Origin of the sequence: Amycolatopsis sp. NPDC051061, from assembly GCF_040682935.1 — a bacterium.
Classification (GTDB): Bacteria; Actinomycetota; Actinomycetes; order Mycobacteriales; family Pseudonocardiaceae; genus Amycolatopsis.
In genome coordinates this window covers 36,345-62,085 of sequence record NZ_JBFBBZ010000011.1, presented here as the reverse complement: position 1 = coordinate 62,085, position 25,741 = coordinate 36,345, and the positions used below count along the sequence as shown (strand labels likewise).

The window sequence follows — 25,741 nt, the reverse complement described above, 5'->3', positions numbered from 1 at the left end:
TCCAGTGTCGAGCCGAAATCGCCATCGGGAAAGCGGCCATCCGGCGGTCGCCCGAAACGGTGACCTCGCCGGCTACCGCGGATTCAGCCGATTTCGCAAATGGGCGGCGTGCGCGGCGGGAAGACCGGTCGCCACCGCTTGGGAAAGCGCTTCTGCGGCGGCTTCGACGAAATCCAGGCGGAACAGCAGTTCCGCTCGGGACGCGTGCCACCAGGGATACTCCGCCAGATCCGGCAATTCATCCACCAGTGCCAAAGCCGCGGCGGGTCCGTCGCGCTCCGCTACGGCGGCCGCGCGGTTCAAGTGGACCACCGGGGTGTCCTGGACCGACACCAGCACGTCGTACCAGGAGATCACCGCGTCCCAGTTCGTCTCCGCATACGACGGCGCCAGGTCGTGGCAGGCCGCGATCGCCGCCTGGACGACGTACGGGTTCGGGACCGACGGCGTCCGGCGCAGCCCCACGCCCACCAGTTCGACGCCTTCCTTGATCAGCGAACCGTCCCACGCCGAACGATCCTGCGCGGACAGCAGCACCGGCAAACCGGACGAATCGAAGCGCGCCGCACGCCGGGCGTCCTGCAGCAGCACCAACGACAAGAGTCCCAGCGCGGTCGGTTCGTCGGGCATCAAGGAAGCCAGCAGGCGCGCCAGGCGGACGGCCTCGGTGATCAGCGTGACGCGGCCCGTGTAGCCCTCGTTGAAGATCAGGTACACCGTCGACGCCACGCCGGACAAGCGTGAAGGCAGTTCCTCCGCCGCGGGCACCCGGTACGGAATGCGGGCCTGGGCGATCTTCTGCTTCGCGCGCGTCAGGCGCTTCGCCATCGTCGCTTCCGGGACCAGCAAGGCCCGGGCCACCTCCGCCGTCGACAAACCGCCCAACGTCCGGAGGGCCAACGCCACCTGGGCGTCCAGTGACAACGCCGGGTGACAGCACGTGAAGACGAGCCGCAGCAAGTCGTCGCGGACCGAGACGGGGTCCGGGCACGGGTCGAAGGCGGGCATCGCGTCCGCCTCCTTCCCGAGCCGCTTCGCTTCGCGGCGGACGACGTCCACCGCGCGACGGCGGGCCGCCACCAGGAGCCAGCCGCGCGGGTTGCCCGGGACACCGTCGCGCGGCCACGTCTCCAGCGCGCGCACGACGGCGTCCTGGACCGCGTCCTGGGCGAGGTCGACGCTGCCGGTGACGCGGACCAGCGTGGCCAGTACCCGGGTGCCCTCGTCCCGGACCAGCCGCGCGACCGCGTCCCCGGCGTGGGTCACCGGCCGAAGTCGACGACCGGCCGGACCTCGATCGCGCCGTCCCAGGCGCTCGGGATCTGCGCCGCGACCTTGACGGCTTCGTCGAGGTCGGCGCACTCGATCAGGTAGAAGCCGGTCAGGACTTCCTTCGTCTCCGCGTACGGGCCGTCGCTGGTCACGATGTCACCGCCCTTGCCGCCGGTGACGCGGACCGTCGTCGCGGTCGCCGTCGGGTACAGCGCCGCGCCACCGCGGATCACGGCCTGGGCACCGTCGTGGAACTCGTTGTAGTCCTTCATCATGTCCGCGGCCTCGGGCTTGGTCGGGTCGACGTCGGAGGCGTAGATGATCGCGGCGTACTGGGGCATGGCTGCTCCTCACAGGTCCTGACCGGCGCCGATCGCCGGCTCTCACTGTAAGGACGAACGGCGCGGACGTCCCCTGGACAACCCCGCCGGACTTTTTCTCAGCCTTCGACGAGCTCCCACTCGGCGTCCGGGGTCTCGCGGTCGTAGACCTGGCCCGGCGCCGCCTTGAGCACCGTCCGGACGTCCGGGTACAGGTTCGCGACGTGCTCCAGTTCCAGGCCCTCGACCTCGAAGTCCTCCGCCTCGGGGACCTCGAAGCCGACGAACAGCCAGGTGCCGTCCTGCTCGCGGACGACCTGGCGGACCGCGCGCACCGGCCGCTGCGAGCCGGTCGTGATCTCCGTCAGACCGCTGCTGACCTGGGCTTCGTCGTCCGGTGAGCCCGCGAACTTCCAGGCCGCGCGGCGCTGGTTCAGCAGCCGGATGTCCTCGTCTTCGTCGTCGGAACCGGTCACCGACGACAGCAGCCACGTGCGGCGCTCGGGGTCCCAGTCGGCGGCCATGCCCGTCGGCAGCTCGGCCAGCGCGGCCAGCTGCGGGAGCAGCTCGAGGGCCTCCCGCACCGACAGCTTGCCGAAGCTCTCGCGGTTGACCAGCACGTCGTCGGACAGCTCGGTGCCGTCGCTGATGAAGAAGTCGTCCTCGTCGTCCAGGACGACGAAGCCCAGCGCGTCCGGGTCGTTGACCAGTGCCAGTGCGATGATCACCGGCGCTTCCGGGTCCTGGCGCAGCGGCCATGCGGTCGACATGCGCCATATCCCACCATCGGGTCACCCGGCGCGCAGATCCGGGTCACCCGTAAATCGCGCGAACCTCGCCGCGACGTCGGGCACCATGGACGGATGCTCAAAGGTGACCTGGTCCGGCTGCGCGCCCTCGAACCCGAAGACGCCGAAAAGATCCACCCGTGGCTGAGCGACCCCGAGGTCGGCCGGTGGATGAACAACAGCCACCCGCGGTCGCTCGCCCAGGTCCGCAAACGCGCCGAAGAGCGCCCGCTCAACAGCTACGAGCTGGTCGTCCTCGGCATCGAAACCGTGGCCGACGGCCGGCTCATCGGGATCGTCGACCTGCGCGACGCCGAACCCGAGGTCGGCGACGCCGAGCTGGACATCTACATCGGCGACGCCGAGTACCGCAACGGCGGCGGCTACGGCACCGAAGCCCTGCGCCTGATGTGCCGCTACGGCTTCAACTCGATGCGGCTGCACATGATCACGCTCTGGGTCGTCGCCGAGAACGAGCGCGCCCGGCACGTCTACCGCAAGGTCGGGTTCTCCGAAGACGGCCGCCACCGCGAGGCTTTCGTCGCCCCGGACGGCCGGCGCCACGACATGATCCTGATGAGCATGCTCAAGGGCGAACTCAAGTGGTGAGCCGCTTGGGCGCCTTCAGCCGCCACGCCTCCTCGAGCAGCTCACGAAGCTGATCGACCTTCACGCGATCGAGGTCGACGATGATCGAGCCGTACCCGTCGTAGTGCGCGGTCGTGAAGAAGGCCGCGTCGCCGGAGTCCAGCAACGCGGCCTTCTCGTCGAGCCCGCACATCACGACCAGGCCGCCTTCGGCCTCGGTGCGCAGCCGCGCGAACCCCTTGCCCGCCACCTTCAGCGCGGGTGTGCGGTACCAGGTCGACGCCTCGACCTCGGGCAGTTCCGAGGCCAGGCGTACGACGTCTTCCCAGGTCGTCATGGATCCATTGTCGACCTGGCGTCTTGGAAAAACCGGACTACGGCAGCCGCGTGATCCGGTCCGCCGCGGGCGGGGCCAGGTTCGGGTGGGCGCCCAGGTACGCGATCAGCGCGTCCAGGTCCACCGGTCCGCCGGCCAGGCCCGTGCCCTTGGTGAACTCGGTGAAGCCGTCCCCGCCGGCGGCGAGGAAGTTGTTCACCGACACGCGGAACGTCGCCGCCGGATCGACCGGCGTGCCGTTCACCGTGATGTTCGAGACCCGCGAGCCCTGCGGCGCGGACGCCGACCAGCTGTAGTGCAGCGAGCTCGAGATCTGCAGGAACTTCGGGTTCACGCCCGGCGCCCACTGCTGCTCCAGCACGTTCTTCAGGTTCGCGCCGGTGAGCGTGATCGTCTGCATGATGTTCGCGAACGGCTGGACGGTGAACGCCTCGCCGTAGGTCACCACGCCGTCGCCCTCGTTGTTCGCCGACGACTTGTACGTCAGGTCGGCGCGAATGCCGCCCGGGTTGGTCATCGCGATGACCGCGTTGTTCGACGTCGTGCCCGCGAGCTGCGCGTCGGCGATGACGTCGCCGAGCGAGGACTCGCCGGCCGCGTTGCCCGCCGCCGGCAGGTCCGCGGTGATGGTGCCGACCTGCCGGTTCGCGATCGGCGCCGACTTCGTCTTGGCGTCGGCGACGAGTGCCGCGACGGCCGGGTCCGGCGTGACCGTCCGCGTGACGATCTCGTTGTGGGCCTGGGTGGCCGACCGGACGACGTCGCGCGTCTTCAGGTTGATCTTCAGGTCCACGACGGACAGCAGGCGGCCGAACGACGCGCCCTGGATGACCGTGCGCGGCTGACCGGCCGGGTCGTTGATGACGCAATTGTACTGCTGGTGGCTGTGGCCGGTGAAGATCGCGTCGACCTTCGGGGTCACGGCCTTCGCGATCGCCGTGGCCGGGCCGGGCAGGACCCGGCAGTCGTTCGGGCCCTCGATCTCGGTGCTGTCACCCTGGTGCAGCAGCACGACCTGGGACTTGACGCCGAAGAAGTCGAGCAGGTTCGCGGTGCGGTTGATCGCCTCGACCTCGTCGCCGAACTTCAGGCCCTTGATGGCCTCCGGCGTGACGACGGTCGGCAGGTCCTTCAGCGTCGCGCCGATGACGCCGATCGGGACGCCGCCTTCGAACTTGACGGTGAACGGCAACAGCGCGGGCAGGCCGTTGGTGAAGTACACATTGGACCCGAGGAACGGGAAGTCCGCACCCTTGAACTTCTTGTCGAACTGGCAACCGTCGGTCGGGTTGCAGCCGCCGAACTGCATGCGCTGCAGCTCTTTGTAGCCCTCGTCGAACTCGTGGTTGCCGACGACCGACGCGCTGACGCCCAGCATGTTCAGGAAGTCGATGGTCGGCTCGTCGTGGAACAGCGCCGAGACCACCGGCGACGCGCCGACGTTGTCGCCGGCGGAGAACACGAGTGAGTTGCGCACCTGCGAGCGAAGCTGCTTCACGTGCGTCGCCAGGTAAGCGGCGCCGCCGGCGTCCACAGTGGTCCCGTCGGACTGCGTCACCCGGCCGCTGGAGCCGGACGGCGGCTCCAGGTTCCCGTGGAAGTCGTTGAACGTGATGAGCCGGACGTCGGTGGTGGGGTCCGGGCGCTGGGCCGCGGACGCGGGTGCGGTGGTCACCGCCGTCGTCGCCAGCGCGGCCGCGGCGAGCACCACGAGCCGGGTTGAAAGCCTCATGCGTGTTTCCTCCGATTCGCGCCCAGTCCCCTAACGGGCGCACGGCGGAGGATTCTGCCTCGCGAGGCAGTCAGCTACCAGGGTCAAAAGAGGGACGTAGAGCGAATGTCACCTAACGGCTGCCCTGGAGCAGCACGCGCGCGACGAGCGCCGGGTCGTCGTTCATCGGCACGTGCCCGCAGCCCGGCAGCAGCCGGAACGTCCCGCCGGGAGCGACCTTCCGCAGGTCGGCGACTCGCGGCCGGGCGAGGATCCGGTCGTGCTCGGCCCAGGCGATGGTCACCGGGACGCCGGTGACCGGCCCGGTGAAGCGGAAGTCGCCGCGCGACTGCGCGGCGGTCGGTTCGAAGCCGGGCGCGGTCGCGAGCGCGTGGGCGTCCTCGACGACGGCGTCCGGGGTCAGCAGGCCCGGCTTCCCGACGATCATCCCGGTCAGCGCCTTGCGTCCGGCCGGGGTCGCGGCGATGCGGCGCACGATGTGCGGCGGCGTGCGCTGGGCAAGCGCGCGATGGGCCTTGAGCGTGGCAATCGCGTACATCTTCTGCGTCCGGTTCCACAGCCCGGCCGGCGACAACGCGGTGACGCTCCGGACGAGGCCGGCCTGGCCGAGCGCCAGCGACAACAGGCCGCCGAGCGAGTTGCCCGCGACGTGCGGGCGATCGAGGCCCAGCTCGGTGAAGAGCTCCTTGAACATCACCAGCGCGGGCTCGACGCCGTACCCGCCGGCCGGCTCGGGCGAGTCCCCGAAGCCCGGCAGGTCCACGGCGATGACGTCACGATGTGGCGTGAGCAGCGGAAACACCGGCGACCACGCCTGACGACGGTGCCCGATCCCGTGGATCAGCACCAGCGGCTCGCCCCGGCCTTCGCGGTCGTAGACAACGTCGTCCATTACCCGAGAGTAGGTCCGGGTTCGTGGAAAAGCTACAACCGCCGGTAACAGTTACTCTGCGTCCGGGTGAATCCGCGCCCCGGCGTCGGCGGAGCGCTGGACGGCGTCGAGCACGCGGTGCACGCGCAGGGCGTGCGCGAAGTCCGGCAGGTCACCCTTGAGGTGCCGTGCGTAAGCGTGCGCGACGTTGTACGACGGCTCGGCGGCGCGGCCTGCCAGCTGAGGCAGCTCGTACCGGGTCGGCACGGTGAGCTTCTCCAGCGTGCCGGTCCGGCTGCCGCGCAGCGTCAGCTTCGCGATCCAGAAGAGCGGGTCCGCCGCGGTGACGACCAGCGTGCCCTCGGTGCCGTTGATCTCCCAGCGGAAGTCCGTGGCGGGCGACGACCCGCCGCGCAGGTGCAGCGAGGCGACGGCGCCGCCGTTCAGCACACCGCTGACGGCGATCTGGTCCGGCGCGGTCATCGGGACCGAGTCGCCGGTGACCTCGTCGCGCACCCGCGACCGGACGGTCGCCATCGTCGCCGAGAGTTCGGAGAACCGGCCGAGCACCATGTCGAACGCGTCGACGGTGTGCGCGAACGGGATCGTCAGCATGGTCGCCCCGCCTTCGGGGTGCAGCTGGTAGTCGCGCCCGGCCCGGACCGACGGCCCCCAGTTGCCGCCCGAACCGATCAGCGACGTCGAGAGCACGCGGCCGACGTAACCGTCCTTGATGAGGTCGCGCAGGTAGCGCAACGCGGGCGCGGACCGCCCCTGCAAGCCGACGGCCGTCGGTTTCCCTTGAGCGACCTCGGCCAGCGCCTCGGTTTCGGCCAGGCTCACGCCGAGCGGCCACTCGCTGAGCACCTGCTTGCCCGCGGCCAGCGCCGGCTCGATGAGCGCCCGGTGCTCGGAAACCTTCACCGCGACGACGACCAGGTCGACCTCCGGGTGCCGCGCCAGCTCCCCGGCGTCGCCGAAGGTCAGCGGCACGCCGTACTTCTCCCCGGCCACCCGCGCCGACTCGGCACTGCTGCCGCTCAGCGCGCGGAGTTCGTAGCCGTCCACCGCGGCCAGCGCGGGCACGTGCGCGGTGGCGGCCCAGCCGCCGTTCGCGCTGAGCCCGACGATGCCGACCCGGACCGAAGCCATGAGTGTTCCTTTCGTTGCCCCTGCAGAAGACTTCGACGTGCCGAGCGTCGTGGTCATTCCCGGGTCAGCGCAAGCCGCATCCGGTTACGTCTCCCTTTCCCGGCTATGACTTCGAACTCGCCGGCCGCGCGACTGTGGCGCAACCCACACTGCGCGTCGCACGTGGACGGTCCCGGTCGGACCCCTACACGGAGAGTTCGGTAACACCCATCAACTCGGACGCGATGAGGCGATCGATCCGGCAAGTGGGGGAAACATGGGCATCGAGGTCGTACTCGTGGTGCTGGCCGTCGTCGTGCTGCTGATCGGCGGCACGGTGTTCAGCGCGTGGCGGGCCGAGCGCGCCGAGGACCGCGAAGACGACTGACCGATCGGCCCGGTGACGGTCGGCCGAGTGGCCGATGGGGTCGGGCTCTTCGACCGAAGCGGCTCCCGGGTCAAGATCCATAGCGTCGGTGGCATGACGAACGCACAGGTCACCGCCCTGCAGTACGGGTTCATCGGCTTCCTCGCGCTGTGGACCGTGGTGCTGGTGCCGCAGCTGATCACGCAGCTGGCCCGGCACGGCGGCCTGCGCCTGCGCGGCATCGCGGCGACCGGCGCGGTGCTGCTGTACGGCTGCATGACCCTCGCGGTCGTCTTCCTGCCGCTGCCCGGCCCCGGCACGCGCCGGCTGAGCCAGACGGTGCAGCTGCACCCGTTCCAGTGGATCACCGACATCCACACGGAGCTGCTGAAGCACGGCGAGCCGCTGTCGCAGTGGTTCATGACGCAGACGTTCCAGCAGGCGTGCCTGAACGTGCTGCTGTTCGTTCCGCTGGGGGTGTTCGCCAGGGTGCTGTGGCACCGCGGCCTGACCGGCACGGTCCTGATCGGCTTCGCCGCGTCACTGCTGATCGAGTCCACGCAGGTCACGGCCAACTTCGGGACGGCGCCGTACGTCTACCGCATCTTCGACGTCGACGATCTCATGAACAACGCGTTCGGCGCGGGAACCGGCTGGGTGTTCGGAGCGCTGCTGCTGGCGCTCCTGCGTTCACCGGTCGGCGTGCAGCCGGCCCGGCGCGAGCGGGTCCACCTCGCCCAGACGCGCTAGACGGGCCTTCCGCTGCAGGGCGGCCCGCTTGGCGGCCCGGCGATCCTCGAGAACGACGACGAGGACGGCGACGGCCAGCACGAGCGCGACGAGCCCGAGGACGATCGCAAGCTGCACGAAATCCTCCTCGGTACGGCGCTGTGCGGGAGATCACAACAGGTTACGCAGGTCCGTGGTGAATTCGCTACCCCGGCGACGGGTCAGCGGTGAACGCCCGGCGGACAGGCCGGAAACTGAAGGCGTGAGCACCCGACCCACGAAGGACCAGCTGGCCGCCGCGCAGGACACGACCATCCCCGACGTCATCGCCCCCGGCCTCGACGTCCTCTTCTGCGGCATCAACCCCGGCCTCTACTCCGGCGCGCTGAAACAGCACTTCGCGCGCCCCGGCAACCGCTTCTGGCCCGCCCTCCACGCCGGCGGATTCACGCCGAGGCGGTACCAGCCTGACGAACAGGACCAGCTGCTCGACCTGAAGCTCGGCATCACGAACGTCGTCGCGCGGACCACCGCCCGCGCCGACGAACTCACCGGCGACGAGCTCCGCGAAGGCGGCAAGCTCCTGGAAGCGAAGGTTCTCCGGTACCGGCCGCGGTGGCTGGCCGTCGTCGGGATCACCGCCTACCGGACCGCGTTCGGCTTCCCCAAGGCCCGCGTCGGCCGCCAGGAACACCGGATCGGCGATACCCGGGTGTGGGTGCTGCCGAACCCGAGCGGCCTCAACGCGCACTGGACGCCGGCCGGGCTCGCGGCGGCGTTCGCGGAGTTGCGGACCGCATCCGAACATCGTCGAAATCGTTGAACAAGGGCGAGCCACCCTCAGTAGCGCCCACCGCCCCATCAGGCCCGTTCCCGCCCGGTCGAGCCGACTTCCCGGGAAGGTTTTCTACCCAGAGTTTGCTGTGACCGGGCGATTAGGCCATGAGGGGGAGATGGCGTCATGAGCTGCGCAATCGCGACTCGTACCCAATAGGAGGAGTCACTTTTGGCCGGTCCCGGCAGGGGGAACCGGACGGTGCCGGACGTGTGAACCGAGGGGTCGCGTCAGGCGTCCCAAGAGCGACGGCGCAGAGACGGAGGCCCACGATGCACGGCATCGAGCCCACCCGCAGGCCCATCGGGCCGGCCGGACCCGGCGGGCGAAGTCTCGGCGTGGCGGTCGTCGACCCGGTCCCGATCTTCCGCGACGGCCTCGCCGCGCTCGTCCACCGCAGCCAGGGGCTGCACTGGGCGGGCCAGGCGGCCAGCCACCACGCGGCGCTGCAGCTGTGCGAGCAGGTCAAGCCGGACGTCGTCGTGCTCGACTCGGCCCTCGACCCGAACTGCCACCTGACGAAGCTGCTCAACGCGGGCGACCCGGCGCTGATCCTGGTCACGCTCATCCGTGACACGAATCGCACGCAGCAGTACCTCGCGGCCGCGATCGCCGCGGGCGCGCACGCGATCGTGCCGCGGTCGATCGACTCACGACGCCTCGCCGAAGCGATCCGGCGGGCGCACACCGAGCGCCGGTACATCGACCCGGCGCTGGCCGCGCTCACCGCCCGGCCGAAGCGCTCGACCGTGCCGAAGGGCGACCTCGCCCACGACAGCCCGCCGGGGCCGCGCGGCGGGATGCCGCTGTCCAGGCGCGAGTACCAGGTGCTCCAGCTGGTCGCCGAGGGTCTCGAGAACTCGGCGATCGCGAAGCTGCTGTTCCTGTCCGTCGAGACGGTCCGGACCCACGTGAAGAGCATCCTGCGCAAGCTGTCCGCACGGGACCGGACGCACGCCGTGACGATCGCCTTCCGCGGCGGGATACTGGTCGCCCGCGCGGAGGACGGCCACGTGCCGGTGACTGGCGACACAACGGCGCTTCCGGGGCAGCGCTGACCCCTGAAGAAGCCCGGATTTCCGTACTCGGAAGTGCGGATCTGCTTGCTCCAGTTACCCGCAGGTAATATCCTGAAGTTACCGGCGAGTAAGGCGACGTGTGCCCGGCCGGGGAGCCGAACACATTGGAGTGACGACATGGGCCACTACAAGAGCAACGTCCGAGACCTGGAGTTCAACCTCTTCGAGGTCCTGGGCGTGCAGGAGCGCCTGGGCCAGGGGGTGCTCGCCGAGTCTGACGAAGAGACCGCCCGCGGTGTGCTGTCCGAGCTGAACAAGCTCGCGACCGGCCCGCTCGCCGAGTCCTTCGCCGACGCCGACCGCAACCCGCCCGTGTACGACCCGAAGACCTTCAGCGTCAAGATCCCCGAGTCGTTCAAGAAGAGCTACCAGCAGCTCCTGGACGGCGAGTGGTGGCGCCTGGGCCTGACGAACGACCTCGGCGGCTTCGGCCTGCCGCCGACCGTGCAGTGGGCCGCTTCCGAGCTCATCCTCGGCGCGAACGCCCCGCTGTTCATGTACCTCGCGGGCCCCAACTTCGCGATGATCGTGAACAAGAACGGCACCGAAGAGCAGAAGCACTGGGCGCAGCTGATGATCGACCGCGCCTGGGGCGCGACGATGGTGCTGACCGAGCCGGACGCCGGCTCCGACGTCGGCGCCGGCCGCACCAAGGCCGTCCAGCAGGAGGACGGCTCCTGGCACATCGACGGCGTGAAGCGGTTCATCACCTCCGCCGAGCACGACATGAGCGAAAACATCATGCACTTGGTGCTGGCCCGCCCCGAGGGTCCCGGCATCGAGACCAAGGCGGGCACCAAGGGCCTCTCGCTGTTCCTCGTACCGAAGTTCCACTTCGACTCGAAGACCGGCGAGCTGGGCGAGCGCAACGGCGCCTACGTCACGAACGTCGAGCACAAGATGGGCATCAAGGCCTCGACGACGTGCGAGCTGACCTTCGGCCAGCACGGCACCCCGGCCAAGGGCTGGCTGCTCGGCGAGGTGCACGACGGCATCGCGCAGATGTTCCAGGTCATCGAGTACGCCCGGATGATGGTCGGCACCAAGGCCATCGCGACGCTGTCGACCGGCTACCTCAACGCGCTCGAGTACGCCAAGGAGCGCGTCCAGGGCGCCGACCTGCCGAACATGCTGAACAAGGCCGCGCCGCGCGTCACCATCACGCACCACCCCGACGTCCGCCGCTCGCTGATGCTCCAGAAGGCGTACGCCGAGGGCCTCCGCGCGGTGTACCTGTACACGGCGTCGTTCCAGGACCAGCTGTGGACCGGCGAGGGTGACCAGAAGGTCGCGCACGGCGTCAACGACCTGCTGCTGCCGATTGTCAAGGGCGTCGGCTCCGAGCGCGCCACCGAGCAGCTCGTGCAGTCGCTGCAGACGCTGGGCGGTTCCGGCTTCCTGCAGGACTACCCGATCGAGCAGTACATCCGCGACGCCAAGATCGACTCGCTGTACGAGGGCACCACGGCGATCCAGTCGCTGGACTTCTTCTTCCGCAAGATCGTCCGCGACAAGGGCGCGTCCCTGGCCTTCGTCGCCGGCGAGATCACTAAGTTCATCGAGTCCGAGGCGGGCAACGGCCGGCTCAAGAACGAGCGCGGGCTGCTCAAGCAGGCCCTCGAGGACACCCAGGGCATGCTGGGCTCGCTGATCGGCTACCTGACGACGTCGCAGGAAGACCCGCAGAACATCAACAAGGTCGGCCAGCACACGGTCCGCCTGCTGATGTCGGTCGGCGACCTGCTCATCGGCTGGCAGCTGCTCAAGCACGCCGAGGTCGCCATCGCGAAGCTCGACGCGGGCGCGTCCGCCAAGGACGTCCCGTTCTACGAGGGCAAGATCGCCGTGGCCTCGTTCTTCTCGAAGCAGGTGCTGCCGGAGCTGACCTCCCGCCGCGCGATCGTGGAGGCCGCCGACAACGCGCTGATGGAGCTCGACGAAGCTGCGTTCTGATGGTCACGAAAAGGGCTCTCCCCGAGTGGGGAGGGCCCTTTTCGCGTTTCAGGGTCGCGCGGGGCGGGCACTCCGCTCACCGAGTCCGACGGGCCCGAGTGGCCGGGTCCGCGGATCCTTGAGAGGAGAAAGTGATGACTGTTGCCGGCATCGTCAGCGCAATCATCGTCGGGCTGATCATCGGTGTCCTGGGCCGGCTGGTCGCTCCGGGCAAGCAGGGCATCCCGATCTGGCTGACCATCGTGATCGGCATCATCGCCGCCTTCATCGGCACGGCCATCGCCCGCGGGCTCGGGTACGCCGACACCAACGGCATCGACTGGCTGGAGATCCTCACGCAGGTCGTCCTCGCCGCCATCGGCGTCAGCTTGGCCGCCGGGCTCTACGGCCGCCGCGGTGTGACGAGGTAATCGCTTTTCGAGACCCGGCCCGGTCCGGTCCCCTGTCGGGGGCGGACCGGGCCGGGTCTTTTCATGTCACTCCATCGGGGGTCTGCGCGGGCGACGAGCCGCGATCGGTGCCACCGTGGCGCTTACGCACTATCCGAGGAGGCAGCTGTGCTCGGCGGACTTTGGGGCATCATCTCGACGATCATCGTGGGCCTGATCCTGGGCGTACTCGGCCGGTTGTTCGCGCCGGGCGACCAGAAGATCCCGATCTGGCTGACCATCGTCGTCGGCATCGTCGCCGCGTTCATCGGCAACTGGCTGGCCGGGGTGTTCGGCGTCAAGGACACCTCCGGCATCGACTGGATCCGGCACATCTTCCAGATCGTCGCCGCCGTCGTCGGGGTCATCGCGGCCTCGGTGATCTACGCCAAGGTCAAGGGCGGCAGCCGCACTACCGCCTGACGGCCAGGCCTGCGCCGGCGAGCAGCAGCACGGCGGCGCAGGTCATCGTCGTGGTGAGGGCGTGCGCGGACGACGTCGTGGCGAGCGTCAGGAACAGGCTGCCGAACGTGGCCACGCCGACGACCTGGCCCAGCTGCAGCGTGGTGGTCAGCAGACCGCTGACGTCCGCCGCGCGGTCGAGCGGGACGTGCGTCAGCGCGTTCACCATCAAGGAGCCGAACGCGGGTCCCATCGACAGGCCGAAGAGCAGCAGGGCCACGAAGAACAGCGCGCCGCCGTCGCTGCCCAGGGCGAGCAAGGCGTAGGCGACCGCGGAACCCACGTAACCGCACGGGGTCAGCCAGGCGTGCACCCGCTGGGGCAGCCGGTTCCAGAAGAACCCGCACAGGCCGAAGACGACGCCGCCCGGCGCCATCGCCAAGCCGGCGGCCAGCGCCGTCTTGCCGAGGCCCGACTGCAGGTGCAGAGCCACGCAGAAGAGGAACCCGCCGTAAGACGCGACTCCCGCCCCGAGCGTGGCCAGCCCCGGCGCGACGCCACGGACCTTGAGTACGGCGAGGTCGACGAGCGGGTCGCGCACGCGGCGTTCCACGAAGACGAAGAGCACGGCCAGCAGCATGCCGACGGCGATCGAGCCGAACGTCCAGGCGGGCCAGCCGGTTTCGTGCCCGAGCACCAGCGGCAGCACGACGAGCACCACGGCCGGCACGGCGATCGCGAGCCCGCCGAAGTCGAGCCGACGGCCCGCCTTCGCGGCTCCGGCGGGTACCAGCTTGAGCGCGAGCGCGGCCACGAGCACGCCGATGGGGACGTTCACCAGGAAGATCGGCCGCCAGCCCGCCCCGAACAGGTCGGCGCCGACGAGCACCCCGCCGACGACCTGGCCCGCGACGAACGCGACCGAGATGACGGCGGTGTACGCGCTGAGCGCCTTCGCCCGCGCGGCGCCGGTGAACTGCGCCTGGATGACGCTGATGACCTGCGGCATCATCAACGCCGCGCCGGCGCCTTGGGCGATCCGCGCGACGACCAGCGTCGCGGGGCCGGGTGCGAGTCCGCACAGCAGAGAGCAGACCGTGAAGGCGATCGTGCCGGTGACGAACAGCCGGCGCCGGCCGAACAGCTCGCCGAGGCGGGCGCCGGTGATCAGCAGCATCGCGTAGCCCACGGTGTAGCCGGAGACGACGAGCTGCAGCGCGGCGCCGGACGCGTGCAGGTCGGTGCGGATGTCGGTCATGGCGACGTTCACGACGGTGACGTCGAGCAGCGCCATGAACTGGCCGAGCAGCAGGACGGCCAGCATGAACCACGGCCGCCGGTCCGGCCGGGCTTCCCGGTCCGTGGCCGGGGCAGGAGTGGTCAGTGTCATGCCTCTGACCTTGGGACTTTTCTTTTGTACGTGGAGAGAGCCTGGGGATGCTGGTACTCCCAGCACCTCCTTCGGCTAAAACTGTCGTACCCCTCCGGCACCATGTCCGCATGACCCAGACGCAGGTCCGCACGAACCGCCGGGAGGAGCTCGGCGCGTTCCTCAAGGCGTGCCGGGCGCGGATCGGCCCGGCGGAGGTCGGCCTCGCGCCCGGCCCACGCCGACGTCTCAGTGGGTTGCGCCGGGAGGAGGTGGCGCTGCTCGCCGGTGTCGGCGTCACCTGGTACACGTGGCTGGAGCAGGGGCGGCCGATCAACGCGAGCTCGCAGGTGCTCGACGCGGTGGCGCGCACGCTGCGGATGGAACCCCCGGAACGGGAGCACCTGTACCGGTTGGCGGAGCTGACGCCGTCCCGGCTGCCGTCGACGGTGGAAACGGTGCCGGACACGGTGCGCGAGGTGCTTCGCGCGCTCGACCCGCTGCCCGCCACGCTGGTCAACGACCGGTTCGACATCCTGGAGTCGAACGCGGCCCAGGAGGAGCTGTTCTGGGAGTGGCACAGCTTGCCGTGCCTCCACAAGAACCTGCTGTGGTGCTGCGTGACCGAACCGAACGCGCGGCGGTTCTTCGTGAACTACGACGAGGAGGTCCCTTACATGGTCGCGCGGATGCGCGCCGAGTACGGCAGGCACGTCGGCGATCCGTCGTGGGAAGAGGACATCCGCCGGCTGTCCGCGCTGAGCCCGGAGTTCGCCGAACTGTGGGCCCGGCACGAGGTCGCCGAACCGCAGGCCCGGCTGCGGCAGCTGAACCACCCGCAGGCCGGCCGGATGACCCTCAGGCTGACCGAACTGGCGGTGTCCGAGGCGCCGGGACTGCGGATCCAGGTGTCCACTCCGGACGACGCGCGCAGCTGGGCGTTGCTGCCCCGGACCCGGCGGCCGTCATGACGTCCCTCGATTTGAGCGGCCAGGGGCTGACCTCGTTTCCCCCGCTGCCACCGGGGGTGACCCGGCTCGACCTGTACAAGAACTCGCTCACGTCGGTGCCCGCGTCGTTGTGGGAGCACACCGAGCTGGAAGTGCTCAACCTCGCGACGAACCGGCTTTCCTCGCTGCCACCGGGTATTTCGGCGTTGAAGTCGGTGCACACGCTCGACCTGGCGCACAACGAGTTCGATTCGTTGCCGGACGAGCTGGGAGATCTGGCCGGGCTCACCGAATACCTGTACGTCAGCGACAACCGGCTGTCTTCCTTTCCGGACGCTTGGTGCCGGTTGGGCCGGTTGCGGTACCTGGGCTGCACGGACAACCGGCTGAGTTCGCTGCCCGCGGATCTGTCGGGGCTCACGTCGCTGCGCGAACTCCGCTTGTACCGCAACGCGTTGACCGCGCTGCCGGAGTCGATCGGCACGCTGGGTGCGCTGCGGGAGCTGCACCTGCGGGGGAACCAGCTGGCTTCGCTGCCCGCGTCGATCGGGTCGCTCGGTGAGCTGCGCCAGCTCGACCTGCGGGAGAACCTCTTGGTGACCCTGCCGGATTCCGTGGCTCAGTTGTCCGAATTGGACAAGCTGGATCTGCGGTGGAACAAGTACTTCCGGGAGCCGGCCTGGCTGCGCGGCTTCGAGGAGGCGGGGTGCATGGTCCTTCGCTGACAACTCAACAGAGGATGGTCGGGCGCGGACCGTAGGTCGCGGTGCGCGTCGTCCGGCGGACCTCGGCGCCGCTCTCGACGTCGTAGAGCACGCGGGTGTCGGTGACGCTGAAGCCGGGTGAGCCGATCGTGGCCTGGCACGGGCCGGTACCGCTTCCGCCGAACTGGACCGGTGGTGGGTCGCCGGGCGTCTGGGCGCCGGTCTGGCTCTCGACGCGGTAGTGGCGGGTGCCCCAGATCCGGACCGTCACGGAGTCACCGGAAACCGTGGCCTGGACGGCGATCCCGGTCGGCGAGTCGTTGGTCAGCTTGAGCTCGACGGCGCTGCCGTCGGCGTTGACGGCCTTCGCGTCGCGGCCGGCGGGGTAGCGGTCGAGGTAGTGGTCGTGCTCGAGGTGGCCGCCGTCGGCCAGGCCCGCGAGGTAGCCCGCGTTGTACAAAGTGGACGCGAGCTGCGAGACGCCACCACCGACGACGGTCGCGCCGGTGCCGTCTTCGCCGGCCGGGGCGGGCACGTAGCCGTTGTCGGCGGTGCGCGGGCCGGAGCGGGCGCCGAGGCTGAACGTCTCGCCGGGCTTGACGATCGTGCCGGACACCCGGGCGGCGAGCGTCCGGTTGTTCGTCGCGGCCGGGCCGGCCAGGCCGCCGGTGGTGAACTCGCCGACGACCTCCTTGATGCCGAGCGCGCCGGCGGCATCGGTGGTCACGCCGGGCTTCGACGCGCTGTAGACGACGGGCAGGTCCCGGCCGTCGGTCTTCTTGAGCACGTCGATGAGCGGCAGGAACGTCTTCTCCCAGTTGACCTTCCGGGCGTCCTCGGAGGGCTCGACGGCCGGTTGGTCGCCGGTGAAGACGATCTGGGCGTCCTGGCCGTCGGTCTCGGTGCTCGCGAGCCCGTCCTTGAGGGCGGCCTGCAGCTTGCCCTGGTCGATGCGGACCTCGAGGGCCCCGCCCTCGACCGCGGCGAACTGGAACGACGACGCGATCGTGGCCGGCGTGAGCGGAACGTCCTTGCCCTGCCCGCGCACGACGACCGGTTTCGCGACGGCGGGCACGACGATCTGCTGGTAGGCGGCCTGCACGCCGGCCGCGGTCGCCTTCACGGGCGTGATCGCCATGCCGAGCTTGACGCCGCCGGGGTCGAGCCAGTGGTCGGTGACGCTGTGCACGGCGCCGTCGAGGTCGGTCAACTGCTGGCCTTGTCGCGGCCGGACCGGGTAGGGCGTGACGCCGCCGTCGCCGACCGCCGTGAACCCGACCGTGCCTTCGGTGGCCGGGTGGTTCAACTTGCCCTCGGCGAGCTGACGCACGGCTTGGGCGATCTGGTGGGGATCGGTCTGCGTCGCGACGCCGACCTCGCGGCTGGAGAAGAAGGACATGATCCGCGTGATCGGGCTCAGCGGCTGGTGCCCGGCGAGCCCGAGGGTGTTCGGCCAGTCGAGCCCGAGGCCGGACTCCGAGGGCACGAGTTCGGCCTGGACATCGCCCCCGTGGATGACGACGGGCCGGATGAGCCGCGGCTCGAGTTCCTGGCGCAGCTTGGCTTCCGCCTCGGCGTGGGTCAACCCGCCGACATCGATGCCGGCGACGGTCACCCCGCGCGGAACATCGCCGGCGCTGACGAGGAGATCGATGGCGTAGAGGATGACGAAGAGCCCGAGCGCGATCCCGATGGACATCATGGTCCGGGCGAGGCCCTTGCGCAGCTTCCGCGCGGGAGTCTCGGGGACGGGAGGCGGAGCGGGGGTTTCGAGGAGCTCGCCGAGCAGGTCATCGGCGAAGAGATCGGTGGTGACGGGCGGCGCCGCAGCAGGTTCGGGTTCTGCTTCGGGTTCTGCGAGCGATTCGGCGGGTCCGGCCGCGGCGAGCGGCTCCGCGGGCGCAGGCTCGAGTTCCCGCACCTCGGCAGGCTCGCGCGCCTCGTCGTTCTCCACGCCCCCGCCCTACAGGTAGAGCCCCGTTCCGTGCTCCGTGCGCTCCGTCGCCACCGCGTGGATGTCGCGTTCGCGCATCACCAGGTGGCCCTCGCCCTGGATCTCGACCTCGAGCTGGTCCTCCGGGTTGAAGAGCACGCGGTCGCCGGTCTTGACGTTCCGCACACTGTTCCCGGCGCCCAGTACATCACCCCACGCGAGCCGGCGCGCGACCTGCGCCGTCGCCGGGATCACGATGCCGCCGCTGCTGCGGCGCTCGCCCTCCTCCGGGGACAGCCGCACCAGCACCCGGTCGTGGAGCATCTGGATCTCGAGTTTCGCCCCGTCAGACACGGTTCGCATGCTACTCGGCCGGCTCACCGGCCATGACCAGGCTCAGCTCCCGGGCTCCGTCCGCCTGCAGCCGCACCGGCACGCCCCAGTCCTGCCGCGTGATTCGACACGCGGGGTGCTCACCACCGTCGTCACAGCTCGCGGCCTGCGCGACCACCTGCAGCACGCCCTCGGTGACACCCGGCGCCAGCCGGATCTTGCGCGTCAACCCCGTGCCGGTGCCGACGCCATCAGCCAGCAGCGAGGGCGGCGACGCGCTGATCTCCAGCCGGGTCGACGGGCCGAAGCGGTCGTCCAGCTTCTCGCCCGGCGGCGCCGTGAACACCACCGAAAAGTCGATCTCGCCCGGTGCGAGCACGGTCGGCGGCCTGCGTACGGCGTGCGCGTCGCCCGAGACCAGCGTCGGCTCGCCCGCGGGCAGCGGGCCGATCCGGTTCCCCGCCGACTCGACGACCAGCAGCTCGCCGTCGTGCAGCAGCAGGCCCTGTGGCTCCGAAAGCCCGGTGGCGATCGTCGTCACTTCGCGCGTGAAGACGTCGAAGCGGCGTACGGCGCCGTTGTAGGTGTCCGCGATCGCGATCTTGTCGCCGGGGAGCACCGCGAGTCCGAGCGGGTGCTGCAGCAGCGCCTGGTCGGCGGGGCCGTCGGTGTGGCCGAACGAAAACAGGTCGACCCCGATCGCCGTGTGCACCGTGAACGACTCGCCGTCGGGCTCGATCCAGCGCAGCGCCGACGTCTCCGCGTCGGCGAGCCACAGCTTGTCGCCGTCCGCGGCGAGGCCGGACGTCTGCGCGAAGAACGCCTCGCCGACGTCGCCGTCTCGGAGGCCTTCGACGGTCGTCCCGGCGAACCGGCGGATGGTGCCGGAAACCGGGTCGAACACGCTCAGCGTGTGGTTGCCCGCCATCGCGACGACGATCCCGCCGGCCGGGCCGTACCAGGCGACGTCCCACGGGCTCGTGAGGTCGACCTCGACGCCCTTGCCGGAGTCCGGTCCGGTGCGCCACTGCGCGCCGGTGCCGGCGACCGTGGTCACCTCGCCGGTGATCAGGTCGAGGCCGCGCAGCCGGTGACCGGCGGTGTCGGCGACGACGGCGTGGTAGCCGGCGCGCTCGGCGACGTCGTAGGGCAGCAGCGCGATGCCGGACGGCTCGGCGAACGTCGCAAGATCGAACGGCCCGTCCTGACCACCGCGCTCTCCGCTGCCGAAGCGCCGGATGACCGTCTCGCCGTCCGAGGCGAACTCGACCACGGAGTGGTGCCCGGTGTCCGCGACGAGGACGCGGCCCTCGGCCGTCGCGACGGCCTTGCTCGGGAACCGCAGCTCGCTGACCTGCTCCTCGACCGGGACGTACGGGCTGCCGCCGCGGCGAAGCGTCCCCTTCGCTTCGTGCTTCTTCACGAGGTCCGCGATGACGCGGCGAAGCGCCTCTTCGTGCCCTTCACCCGCGGCGACGTGCACGACGTACCCCTCGGGGTCGACGACCGCCAGCGTCGGCCACGCGCGGACCGCGTACTGCGACCACAGCTCCATCTTCGGGTCGTTGACCACGGGGTGGTGCACGTCGTAGCGCCGGACCGCCGCTTCGATCGACGCGCGCTCGCCCTCGTGCAGGAACTTCGGCGAATGGACGCCGATCGTGACGAGCACGTCCGCGAACTCGGCTTCGAGGGGGCGCAGCTCGTCGAGCACGTGGAGGCAGTTGATGCAGCCGCTGGTCCAGAAGTCCAGCAGGACGACGCGCCCGCGCAGCTCGGCGAGGGTCAGCGGGCGGCCGCCGGTGTTCAGCCAGACGTCGCCGCGCAGCTCGGGAGCGCGCACGCGGGCCTGCGGTCGGGGTGAAGTCACGGCAAGAGTGAACTACAAGTATTCACGCTCTGTTCCGGAGTTCAGCCGATGAGAGAACAAACTCACCCCACGGAGGTGCCCGTGAAGACGGCGGAAAAGAACGCGCGGCGGGGTGAGCCGCCGCTTAGGCTCAGGTCATGACCCCCGTCCAGCCGGCCGGCGCCCTCACGTTCGAGGAGGCACGGCACCTGCAGGAGAACCTCCGGGAACCGGTGCGTCCCGGGCTGACCGGACCCGAGCTCGACGACGTCGAGCGCCGGTTCGGCTTCCGCTTCGCCGCGGACCACCGCACGTTCCTGTCCGCCGGCGTCCCGATCGGCGACCGCTGGCCGGACTGGCGCTGCGGCAACCCCGACCAGCTGCGCAAACGTTTGGCCTGGCCGGTGGACGGCGTGCTGTACGACGTCGAGCACAACGGTTTCTGGCTACCGGACTGGGGCACGCGCCCGGTCGGCCCGGAGGACGCGGTCCGCGAAGCCCGCCGGCGCCTGGCCGACGTGCCGCAGCTGGTGCCGGTGTGCGGGCACCGGTACCTGCCGGGAGTGGCGGAAACCGCGGGCTACCCGGTGCTGTCGGTGTACCAGACGGACATCATCGTGTACGGCTCCGACCTGCGGGATTACCTGCACCGCGAGTTCGCGACGGGCGGCATCAGCACGGCCCCGCCGGACGGCCCGAGGTACATCGAGTTCTGGTCCCGCTTCCTCGACTAGCCGAATCTGAGGCTGTCTAGCGTCAAAGCTAGAGAAGCTTAGAAGCTCCTAGCTCTCCCGCCGCAGCATGCGGCTCACGCCCGCCGCCACCGTGGTCGCCAGGATCCAGCCCGACGCCGTGAACCCGGCCGCGACCCAGTTGTCCGCCCCGTGCATGTACCAGCGCGACTTGTTGCCGAAGTCCACGATCGGCACCAGCAGGTCCGCCGTGTAGATCACCGGGTTCCACTGCAGCCCCGTGTCCTGCTGGTTCACCACGCACCGCTGCCCGTTGGCGATGATCTGGTGCGCCTGGTCCGCCGACTGCCAGTGAACGCAGTCGTCGGAGCCCAGGCCGAACCACAAGCTGCCCAGGACCAGCAGCGTGAACAGCCAGCCCAGCGCGCGCACCGGGCGGTAGCCGTACCCGACCATCGACCGCTGCAGCCAGCTCCACAGCCGCACGCCCGGCCCGAAGAACTTGAAACCGCCGGCCAGCGCCTCGTACCGGAACTGTTGCTTGCGCAACGCCACCGTCGACGCGTGTTCTTCGTTCCCCGCCGCGCGGAGCATGTGGGCCAGCTGGTCGTACGGGCCCGGCCGGTAGCCGCGCATGGCCCTGCTCAGCAGGTCGATGCGGTGGTCCAGTGCCTTGTCGTCGGCCAGCGGGATGCTCTTGCCCAGGGCGTCGTAGCGGAAGTCCTCCAGCTCGATACCGCCGGACGCGGCCCAGAACGCCTCGTTGTCGGTCAGCGTTCCGCAGTGCGCGCGGCGCAGCACCACCCGGCCGGCCGGGGGGACGGCCGGCGTCAGCGTGAACTCGTCCGCCGCGACGTCGCCCGCGTCGAGCGCCACCAGGAACGGGGACAACGAACCCAGCTGAGAACCGCGCAGGTCGACGCGGCGGGCGACCTGGGCGCCGTCGAGGTTGACGCCGCCCTCCGCGACGAACGGGCGGCTGTTGTTGTCCCGGAGCGTCAGGTCGCGGCCGATCCGGCCGGTGCGGATGTCGAGGGAAAAACTGCTGGTCGCGCGCAGGCCCGGCTCGGTCAGCCGCGTCCCGGCCAGGTTGATCGAGCCGCCGACCTCGACGCCCTGCAGCCGCAGCGTGCCGTGGATCGTCGCGTCCGTCAGCTGGAAGTTGCCCGCGATCTTCGACCGGCGCGCCGAAAACACGTCCCGGCCGGGGTGGCGGAACACCGAGTTCCAGGCCAGGAAGTTGCCGCCGACGGTGACGTCGGCCAGCCGCAGCTGGCCGGTCGGGACGCGCAGGCTCGTCGCCTCGATGTCGCCGCCGATCTCGGTGCCGTCCAGGTGCAGGGCCCGGTCGTAGTAGGGCTGGGACTTGCCGCGCACCACGCTGATCTCGGCGCCGGCCAGCCGCAGCGAACCGCCGATCCGGGCGTTGACCATGCGCAGGGTGCCGAGCGCCTGCAGGCCGTCCGACAGCTCGACGTTGCCGTCGACGCGCATCCGGTCGGCGACCAGGGCCGGCCGCGGGTCGAGGTACGGGTCGTTGGACTTCCACGCGTCGACGGCGATCGGGCCCTGCTGGGACACGGTCAGCTTGGCTTCGCGCAGCACGATGTCGCTGTCGACCGTGGCGCTCGGCAGGTACATGATGCCGGTGGCGGAGAAGCGTTTCCGCTGGCTGGCGGGCCCGTAGTTGTCGACCTCGCAGAGCAGGCTGCCGCCGATGTGCAGGCCGTTGCCGTTGAGCGCGAAGCCGTCCGGGTTGTTCAGCGTCGCGCCGGAGAAGTTGACGTTACCGCCGGTCCGCAGGCCGGGGAGCCGGACTTCGCCGTTCGCGACCATCCGGTACGCCAGCAGCGCGCCGGCGAGCACCAGCCGGTCGGCGTGGATCGCCTTGCCGTGCGGGTGGGCGATCACCGTGCGGGTCAGCACCAGCGAACCTTCGATCACCGCGTCGGTGAGGTTGACCGCGGCGTTCGGCATCCCGCGCTCGCGGTCGTCGCCGCGCTGGACGGTGGTCTCCTCGACCTCGTGGTCGGCGCCGTCGACCTGCACGACGCTGCGGATCAGCCGGACGTCGTTGCGGCTGCGCATGTTGCGGGCCTTGAGCCCGGGCAGCCAGCACTTGCGGAAGACCAGGCCGAGCAGGTGGGCCTCGCGCACGTCCGGCGGCTGCTCGAACCGGCAGCGCTCGAAGCGGAAGAGGTACTTGAGGTCCGCGGCACGCAGGTCGAGCGTGCCGGTGATGTAGGTGTCCTCGACGTAGACGATCGGCGCGTTCGTGGCCTGCCGCCGCCAGCGCAGCAGCCCGCCGTTGCCGGGTTTCAGCAGGTCGGACGCCTTGACCTCGTAGCGGCGGTCGGGGATGCCCGCGAACGGGTCGAGCGGAGGCAGCGCGCTTTCGGTCGTCATGGAGCTGCCCCCTCCTCACCCACTTTCAAAGTAGCGAACGCGAACGATATTCGCAGGCGTTTCGCAGGTGAACGGCTGAATTCCCGCCGGCGGCCTCAGTCGAGTCCCGCGCTGTGCGTCGGGTCCAGGACGCGCGCGAGGAACGACTTCGTGCGGTCGTGCTGCGGGTCGACGATCACCTGGCTCGGCGGGCCCTGCTCGACGACCACGCCGCCGTCCATGAACAGCACGCTGTCGGCCACCTCGCGGGCGAACTGCATCTCGTGCGTGACGACCAGCATCGTCATGCCCTCTTCGGCCAGCTGGCGCATCACGGCGAGCACGTCGCCGACGAGCTCCGGGTCCAGCGCGGACGTCGGCTCGTCGAACAGCATCACGTCCGGGTTCATCGACAGCGCCCGCGCGATCGCGACGCGCTGCTGCTGCCCGCCGGAAAGCTGCCCGGGCAGCGAAGTCTCCTTCTCGCTCAGGCCGACCTTCTCGAGGTTCTCCCGGGCGACCCGCTCGGCCTCCTCCTTGCCACGCTTGAGGACCTTCCGCTGCGCGACGGTGAGGTTCTCCAGCACGGTCAGGTGGGCGAAGAGGTTGAACGACTGGAAGACCATGCCGATCTTGCGCCGGGCGCCGTCGATGTCGACGTCCTCGTCGGTGATCTCGTTGCCGTTCACCACGATCTTGCCCTGCTGCGGCTCCTCCAGGAGGTTCACGCAGCGCAGCAGCGTCGACTTGCCCGAGCCGGACGGCCCGATGATGCACACGACCTGGCCGCGTTCGACCTGGAGGTCGATGCCCTTGAGCACCTCCAGCGGGCCGAACGCCTTGTGCAGACCGGAGATTTCAACGATGACGTCGGTCATGTGGCACCCCCGCCGGACACCCCGGCACCGTATTTCTTTTCCAGCCGCTGCTGCAGGATCGACAGCGGGATGGTGATGACGAGATAGCAGAGGCCCGCGACGACGATCGGGGTGAGCCCCTTCGCCTCCAGCAGCGCTTGGCGGCTGAACTGCGCGAGCTCCTGCTGCGCCGGCGTGGTCCCGAGCAGGAACGCCAGCGACGAGTCCTTCGTCAGCATGATCAGCTCGTTGGCCAGCGGCGGCAGCACGATCCGGAACGCCTGCGGGATGACGATGGTGATCATCGACCGGAAGGGCGACATGCCCAGCGAGCGGGCGGCTTCGACCTGCCCGCGCGGCACCGCCTGGATGCCCGCGCGGATCGTCTCCGCCATGTAGGCCGAGGACACGATGCCCAGCGCGATCATGATGGACACGTTGCGCGGCAGGTGCGTGTCCGGGAACGCGATCGGCACGCCGACGCCGACCGCGAGGAAGATCAGCAGCGCGGGCAGGCCGCGGAAGAACTCGATGTACGCCCGCGCGAACCATCGGTACGCGCCCACAGAGGACAGCCGCATCAGCGCGAAGACGAGGCCCAGCCCCAGGCCCAGCGCGAAGCCGAGGGCAGTGAAGATGATGGTGTTCTTGAGCGCGACCGTGATCACGTCGGGGAACTGCGCCGCGGCGACGTCGAGGTCGAAGAACGCCCGCCCGATCTGACCCCAGTTGGCCAGGAACGCGAAGACCACGACGATCACGAGCAGCAGGACGTACTGCGCACCCCGGAACGCCGAACGTCGCCGGCGTCGGCTCAGTGCCATTTCACTCCTCTGGCCAGCCCGGAAGGGCATCGGAAACACCGCTGTGGCCGGTGCCGAAGCACCGGCCACAGGCGGGGGGTCTTACGAGGTGGGGTTACCGGGCAGCCAGGTCGGCGCCTTGCCGAACCACTTCTGGTAGATCTGCGCGTAGGTGCCGTCGGAGACCGACGCCTTCAGCGCGTCGTTGGTGGCGGTGACCAGGGCGGTGTTGCCCTGCTTGATGCCGATCCCGTAGAACTCGTTCGTCTTGAACTCGGTGGCGACGGCCGTGTCGGGGTTCGTCTTGACGAAGTCGTACAGGACGCCGTTGTCGTTGACGCCCGCGTCGACCGTGCCGTTCTTGACCGCCTGCTCCTCCAGCGCCAGGTCGTCGAAGGTGACGATCTCGGCGCCCTTCGCGTTCTCCTTGGCGTAGTCGGCGCCGGTCGTGGCCGACTGGACGCCGATCTTCTTGCCGGCGACGTTGCTGAAGTCCTTGATCGGCGACCCGGCCTTGACCAGCAGCGCCTGGGTGGCCTCGAAGTAGGGCTCCGAGAAGTCGAACTTCTGCTTGCGCTTGTCGGTGATCGTCATGCCCGCCGCGGCGAGGTCGCACTGGCCGCTGTTCATGGCCTCGCCCGACTCGATGTTCTCGAACGCGATGTCGACGATGTTCTGCTGGACGCCCAGCTTCTTCGCGACCAGGTCCACGAGGTCGACGTCGAAGCCGACGATCTTGTCGCCTTGCTTGACCTGGAACGGCTGGTAGGGCAGGTGCGTGCAGGTCGTGAGCTTGCCGGACGCGATCAGCTGGACACCGCCGGCCGCCGTGCCGCCTTCGTCACCGCCACACGCGGTCAGGGCGGCAGCCGCCAGGGCGAGCGCCGGGATCAGCGCGAGCGCCTTGAGTTGGGGTCCTCGGGCCACGTCGTCACTCCTCGTAGTTCTCAGTTCGTGAGAGCACGCATATTGCCACTCATCCATACCAAAGCACAGCACTGTCGAGTTACAGCGACGTTTCGCGCCGCGCCAGC

26 protein-coding genes are annotated in these 25,741 nt (G+C 69.8%); 10 read left to right on the top strand and 16 right to left on the bottom strand.

Going from position 1 to position 25,741, the window contains the following annotated elements:
* Nucleotides 1-72: 72 nt before the first annotated feature.
* The 3 genes from AB0N03_RS16890 to AB0N03_RS16880 all read right to left on the bottom strand — a co-directional run bounded on the left by AB0N03_RS16890 (nt 73) and on the right by AB0N03_RS16880 (nt 2,362).
* Nucleotides 73-1,266 (bottom strand): DUF6596 domain-containing protein, encoded by a 1,194-nt coding sequence (locus AB0N03_RS16890; RefSeq protein ID WP_364371811.1) that lies wholly within the window; start codon nt 1,264-1,266, stop codon nt 73-75.
* Complete coding sequence (locus AB0N03_RS16885; RefSeq protein ID WP_364371808.1) at nt 1,263-1,613, bottom strand: YciI family protein; 351 nt, start codon at nt 1,611-1,613, stop codon at nt 1,263-1,265. Before AB0N03_RS16885 ends, AB0N03_RS16890 begins: the two co-directional genes overlap by 4 nt.
* A 98-nt stretch (nt 1,614-1,711) precedes the next feature.
* Nucleotides 1,712-2,362 (bottom strand): hypothetical protein, encoded by a 651-nt coding sequence (locus tag AB0N03_RS16880; RefSeq protein ID WP_364371805.1) that lies wholly within the window; start codon nt 2,360-2,362, stop codon nt 1,712-1,714.
* A 93-nt stretch (nt 2,363-2,455) separates the two neighbouring features.
* Between AB0N03_RS16880 and AB0N03_RS16875 the strand changes: the two genes are divergently transcribed.
* Nucleotides 2,456-2,989 (top strand): GNAT family N-acetyltransferase, encoded by a 534-nt coding sequence (locus AB0N03_RS16875; RefSeq protein ID WP_364371802.1) that lies wholly within the window; start codon nt 2,456-2,458, stop codon nt 2,987-2,989.
* Here AB0N03_RS16875 and AB0N03_RS16870 read toward each other — a convergent pair.
* From AB0N03_RS16870 to AB0N03_RS16855, 4 genes are all read right to left on the bottom strand, one after another.
* Nucleotides 2,979-3,305 carry an MmcQ/YjbR family DNA-binding protein gene (locus AB0N03_RS16870; RefSeq protein WP_364371799.1) on the bottom strand — a complete coding sequence of 109 codons (327 nt, stop codon included), beginning with the start codon at nt 3,303-3,305 and terminating at the stop codon, nt 2,979-2,981. The two genes, AB0N03_RS16875 and AB0N03_RS16870, sit on opposite strands and share 11 nt — an antisense overlap.
* A gap of 37 nt (nt 3,306-3,342) precedes the next feature.
* A complete protein-coding gene (locus AB0N03_RS16865; RefSeq protein WP_364371796.1) occupies nt 3,343-5,037 on the bottom strand; it encodes a bifunctional metallophosphatase/5'-nucleotidase in 1,695 nt (564 codons plus the stop codon).
* Nucleotides 5,038-5,149: 112 nt separating this feature from the next.
* On the bottom strand, nt 5,150-5,929 hold the full coding sequence (locus AB0N03_RS16860) for an alpha/beta fold hydrolase (protein WP_364371793.1): 780 nt from the start codon (nt 5,927-5,929) through the stop codon (nt 5,150-5,152).
* A gap of 51 nt (nt 5,930-5,980) precedes the next feature.
* Nucleotides 5,981-7,060: a Gfo/Idh/MocA family oxidoreductase gene (locus tag AB0N03_RS16855; protein ID WP_364371790.1), complete on the bottom strand. Its 1,080-nt coding sequence runs from the start codon at nt 7,058-7,060 to the stop codon at nt 5,981-5,983.
* Between the two features lie 460 nt (nt 7,061-7,520).
* On the opposite strand from AB0N03_RS16855, the gene AB0N03_RS16850 reads away from it, so the two are divergent.
* A complete protein-coding gene (locus AB0N03_RS16850) occupies nt 7,521-8,156 on the top strand; it encodes a VanZ family protein (RefSeq protein WP_364371787.1) in 636 nt (211 codons plus the stop codon).
* Here the strand turns inward: AB0N03_RS16850 and AB0N03_RS16845 are convergent.
* Nucleotides 8,097-8,273, bottom strand: coding sequence for a hypothetical protein (locus AB0N03_RS16845; RefSeq protein WP_364371784.1), 177 nt, complete (start codon nt 8,271-8,273; stop codon nt 8,097-8,099). The genes AB0N03_RS16850 and AB0N03_RS16845 overlap by 60 nt on opposite strands.
* Before the next feature lie 124 nt (nt 8,274-8,397).
* Between AB0N03_RS16845 and mug the strand changes: the two genes are divergently transcribed.
* The 5 genes from mug to AB0N03_RS16820 all read left to right on the top strand — a co-directional run bounded on the left by mug (nt 8,398) and on the right by AB0N03_RS16820 (nt 12,853).
* Nucleotides 8,398-8,958, top strand: a complete 561-nt coding sequence (mug, locus tag AB0N03_RS16840) for a G/U mismatch-specific DNA glycosylase (RefSeq protein WP_364371782.1) — start codon at nt 8,398-8,400, stop codon at nt 8,956-8,958.
* Between the two features lie 284 nt (nt 8,959-9,242).
* Nucleotides 9,243-10,028 carry a response regulator transcription factor gene (locus tag AB0N03_RS16835; protein ID WP_364371779.1) on the top strand — a complete coding sequence of 262 codons (786 nt, stop codon included), beginning with the start codon at nt 9,243-9,245 and terminating at the stop codon, nt 10,026-10,028.
* Nucleotides 10,029-10,166: 138 nt separating this feature from the next.
* Nucleotides 10,167-12,002 carry an acyl-CoA dehydrogenase gene (locus AB0N03_RS16830; protein WP_364371776.1) on the top strand — a complete coding sequence of 612 codons (1,836 nt, stop codon included), beginning with the start codon at nt 10,167-10,169 and terminating at the stop codon, nt 12,000-12,002.
* Nucleotides 12,003-12,136: 134 nt separating this feature from the next.
* Nucleotides 12,137-12,412, top strand: a complete 276-nt coding sequence (locus AB0N03_RS16825; RefSeq protein WP_364371773.1) for a GlsB/YeaQ/YmgE family stress response membrane protein — start codon at nt 12,137-12,139, stop codon at nt 12,410-12,412.
* Between the two features lie 147 nt (nt 12,413-12,559).
* Nucleotides 12,560-12,853, top strand: coding sequence for a GlsB/YeaQ/YmgE family stress response membrane protein (locus AB0N03_RS16820; RefSeq protein WP_364371770.1), 294 nt, complete (start codon nt 12,560-12,562; stop codon nt 12,851-12,853).
* Here the strand turns inward: AB0N03_RS16820 and AB0N03_RS16815 are convergent.
* Nucleotides 12,843-14,222 (bottom strand): MFS transporter, encoded by a 1,380-nt coding sequence (locus AB0N03_RS16815; protein ID WP_364371767.1) that lies wholly within the window; start codon nt 14,220-14,222, stop codon nt 12,843-12,845. The two genes, AB0N03_RS16820 and AB0N03_RS16815, sit on opposite strands and share 11 nt — an antisense overlap.
* Before the next feature lie 110 nt (nt 14,223-14,332).
* Here AB0N03_RS16815 and AB0N03_RS16810 point away from each other — a divergent pair, with 110 nt between their 5' ends.
* Nucleotides 14,333-15,172 (top strand): helix-turn-helix transcriptional regulator, encoded by an 840-nt coding sequence (locus tag AB0N03_RS16810; protein WP_364371764.1) that lies wholly within the window; start codon nt 14,333-14,335, stop codon nt 15,170-15,172.
* Entirely contained in the window at nt 15,169-15,876 is a 708-nt protein-coding gene (locus AB0N03_RS16805) for a leucine-rich repeat domain-containing protein (RefSeq protein ID WP_364371761.1), read from the top strand. Before AB0N03_RS16810 ends, AB0N03_RS16805 begins: the two co-directional genes overlap by 4 nt.
* Before the next feature lie 4 nt (nt 15,877-15,880).
* Here AB0N03_RS16805 and AB0N03_RS16800 read toward each other — a convergent pair whose 3' ends face one another.
* From AB0N03_RS16800 to AB0N03_RS16790, 3 genes are read right to left on the bottom strand one after another with little or no spacing between them, the layout of a single operon-like run.
* Complete coding sequence (locus AB0N03_RS16800; protein WP_364371758.1) at nt 15,881-17,809, bottom strand: VanW family protein; 1,929 nt, start codon at nt 17,807-17,809, stop codon at nt 15,881-15,883.
* Between the two features lie 9 nt (nt 17,810-17,818).
* Nucleotides 17,819-18,151 (bottom strand): co-chaperone GroES, encoded by a 333-nt coding sequence (locus AB0N03_RS16795; protein WP_364371755.1) that lies wholly within the window; start codon nt 18,149-18,151, stop codon nt 17,819-17,821.
* A gap of 1 nt (nt 18,152) precedes the next feature.
* Entirely contained in the window at nt 18,153-19,964 is a 1,812-nt protein-coding gene (locus tag AB0N03_RS16790; RefSeq protein ID WP_364372290.1) for an NHL domain-containing thioredoxin family protein, read from the bottom strand.
* Nucleotides 19,965-20,128: 164 nt separating this feature from the next.
* Between AB0N03_RS16790 and AB0N03_RS16785 the strand changes: the two genes are divergently transcribed.
* A complete protein-coding gene (locus AB0N03_RS16785; RefSeq protein ID WP_364371752.1) occupies nt 20,129-20,704 on the top strand; it encodes a hypothetical protein in 576 nt (191 codons plus the stop codon).
* 48 nt (nt 20,705-20,752) lie between these two features.
* Here AB0N03_RS16785 and AB0N03_RS16780 read toward each other — a convergent pair whose 3' ends face one another.
* From AB0N03_RS16780 to AB0N03_RS16765, 4 genes are all read right to left on the bottom strand, one after another.
* Nucleotides 20,753-23,068, bottom strand: a complete 2,316-nt coding sequence (locus AB0N03_RS16780; protein WP_364371749.1) for an oxidoreductase — start codon at nt 23,066-23,068, stop codon at nt 20,753-20,755.
* A 95-nt stretch (nt 23,069-23,163) separates the two neighbouring features.
* Nucleotides 23,164-23,925 (bottom strand): amino acid ABC transporter ATP-binding protein, encoded by a 762-nt coding sequence (locus AB0N03_RS16775; RefSeq protein WP_364371746.1) that lies wholly within the window; start codon nt 23,923-23,925, stop codon nt 23,164-23,166.
* Nucleotides 23,922-24,728: an amino acid ABC transporter permease gene (locus AB0N03_RS16770; protein ID WP_364371743.1), complete on the bottom strand. Its 807-nt coding sequence runs from the start codon at nt 24,726-24,728 to the stop codon at nt 23,922-23,924. The genes AB0N03_RS16775 and AB0N03_RS16770 overlap by 4 nt, the downstream gene beginning before the upstream one ends.
* Before the next feature lie 81 nt (nt 24,729-24,809).
* Entirely contained in the window at nt 24,810-25,634 is an 825-nt protein-coding gene (locus AB0N03_RS16765; protein WP_364371740.1) for a transporter substrate-binding domain-containing protein, read from the bottom strand.
* Between the last annotated feature and the right edge of the window lie 107 nt (nt 25,635-25,741).

Coding starts and splice junctions, on each gene's coding strand:
- AB0N03_RS16885 (WP_364371808.1), bottom strand. CDS start 1,613: ATGCCCCAGTACGCCGCGATCATCTACGCCTCCGACGTCGACCCGACC.
- AB0N03_RS16880 (WP_364371805.1), bottom strand. CDS start 2,362: ATGTCGACCGCATGGCCGCTGCGCCAGGACCCGGAAGCGCCGGTGATC.
- AB0N03_RS16875 (WP_364371802.1), top strand. CDS start 2,456: ATGCTCAAAGGTGACCTGGTCCGGCTGCGCGCCCTCGAACCCGAAGAC.
- AB0N03_RS16870 (WP_364371799.1), bottom strand. CDS start 3,305: ATGACGACCTGGGAAGACGTCGTACGCCTGGCCTCGGAACTGCCCGAG.
- AB0N03_RS16865 (WP_364371796.1), bottom strand. CDS start 5,037: ATGAGGCTTTCAACCCGGCTCGTGGTGCTCGCCGCGGCCGCGCTGGCG.
- AB0N03_RS16860 (WP_364371793.1), bottom strand. CDS start 5,929: ATGGACGACGTTGTCTACGACCGCGAAGGCCGGGGCGAGCCGCTGGTG.
- AB0N03_RS16855 (WP_364371790.1), bottom strand. CDS start 7,060: ATGGCTTCGGTCCGGGTCGGCATCGTCGGGCTCAGCGCGAACGGCGGC.
- AB0N03_RS16850 (WP_364371787.1), top strand. CDS start 7,521: ATGACGAACGCACAGGTCACCGCCCTGCAGTACGGGTTCATCGGCTTC.
- AB0N03_RS16835 (WP_364371779.1), top strand. CDS start 9,243: ATGCACGGCATCGAGCCCACCCGCAGGCCCATCGGGCCGGCCGGACCC.
- AB0N03_RS16830 (WP_364371776.1), top strand. CDS start 10,167: ATGGGCCACTACAAGAGCAACGTCCGAGACCTGGAGTTCAACCTCTTC.
- AB0N03_RS16825 (WP_364371773.1), top strand. CDS start 12,137: ATGACTGTTGCCGGCATCGTCAGCGCAATCATCGTCGGGCTGATCATC.
- AB0N03_RS16815 (WP_364371767.1), bottom strand. CDS start 14,222: ATGACACTGACCACTCCTGCCCCGGCCACGGACCGGGAAGCCCGGCCG.
- AB0N03_RS16810 (WP_364371764.1), top strand. CDS start 14,333: ATGACCCAGACGCAGGTCCGCACGAACCGCCGGGAGGAGCTCGGCGCG.
- AB0N03_RS16805 (WP_364371761.1), top strand. CDS start 15,169: ATGACGTCCCTCGATTTGAGCGGCCAGGGGCTGACCTCGTTTCCCCCG.
- AB0N03_RS16795 (WP_364371755.1), bottom strand. CDS start 18,151: ATGCGAACCGTGTCTGACGGGGCGAAACTCGAGATCCAGATGCTCCAC.
- AB0N03_RS16785 (WP_364371752.1), top strand. CDS start 20,129: ATGACCCCCGTCCAGCCGGCCGGCGCCCTCACGTTCGAGGAGGCACGG.
- AB0N03_RS16780 (WP_364371749.1), bottom strand. CDS start 23,068: ATGACGACCGAAAGCGCGCTGCCTCCGCTCGACCCGTTCGCGGGCATC.
- AB0N03_RS16775 (WP_364371746.1), bottom strand. CDS start 23,925: ATGACCGACGTCATCGTTGAAATCTCCGGTCTGCACAAGGCGTTCGGC.
- AB0N03_RS16770 (WP_364371743.1), bottom strand. CDS start 24,728: ATGGCACTGAGCCGACGCCGGCGACGTTCGGCGTTCCGGGGTGCGCAG.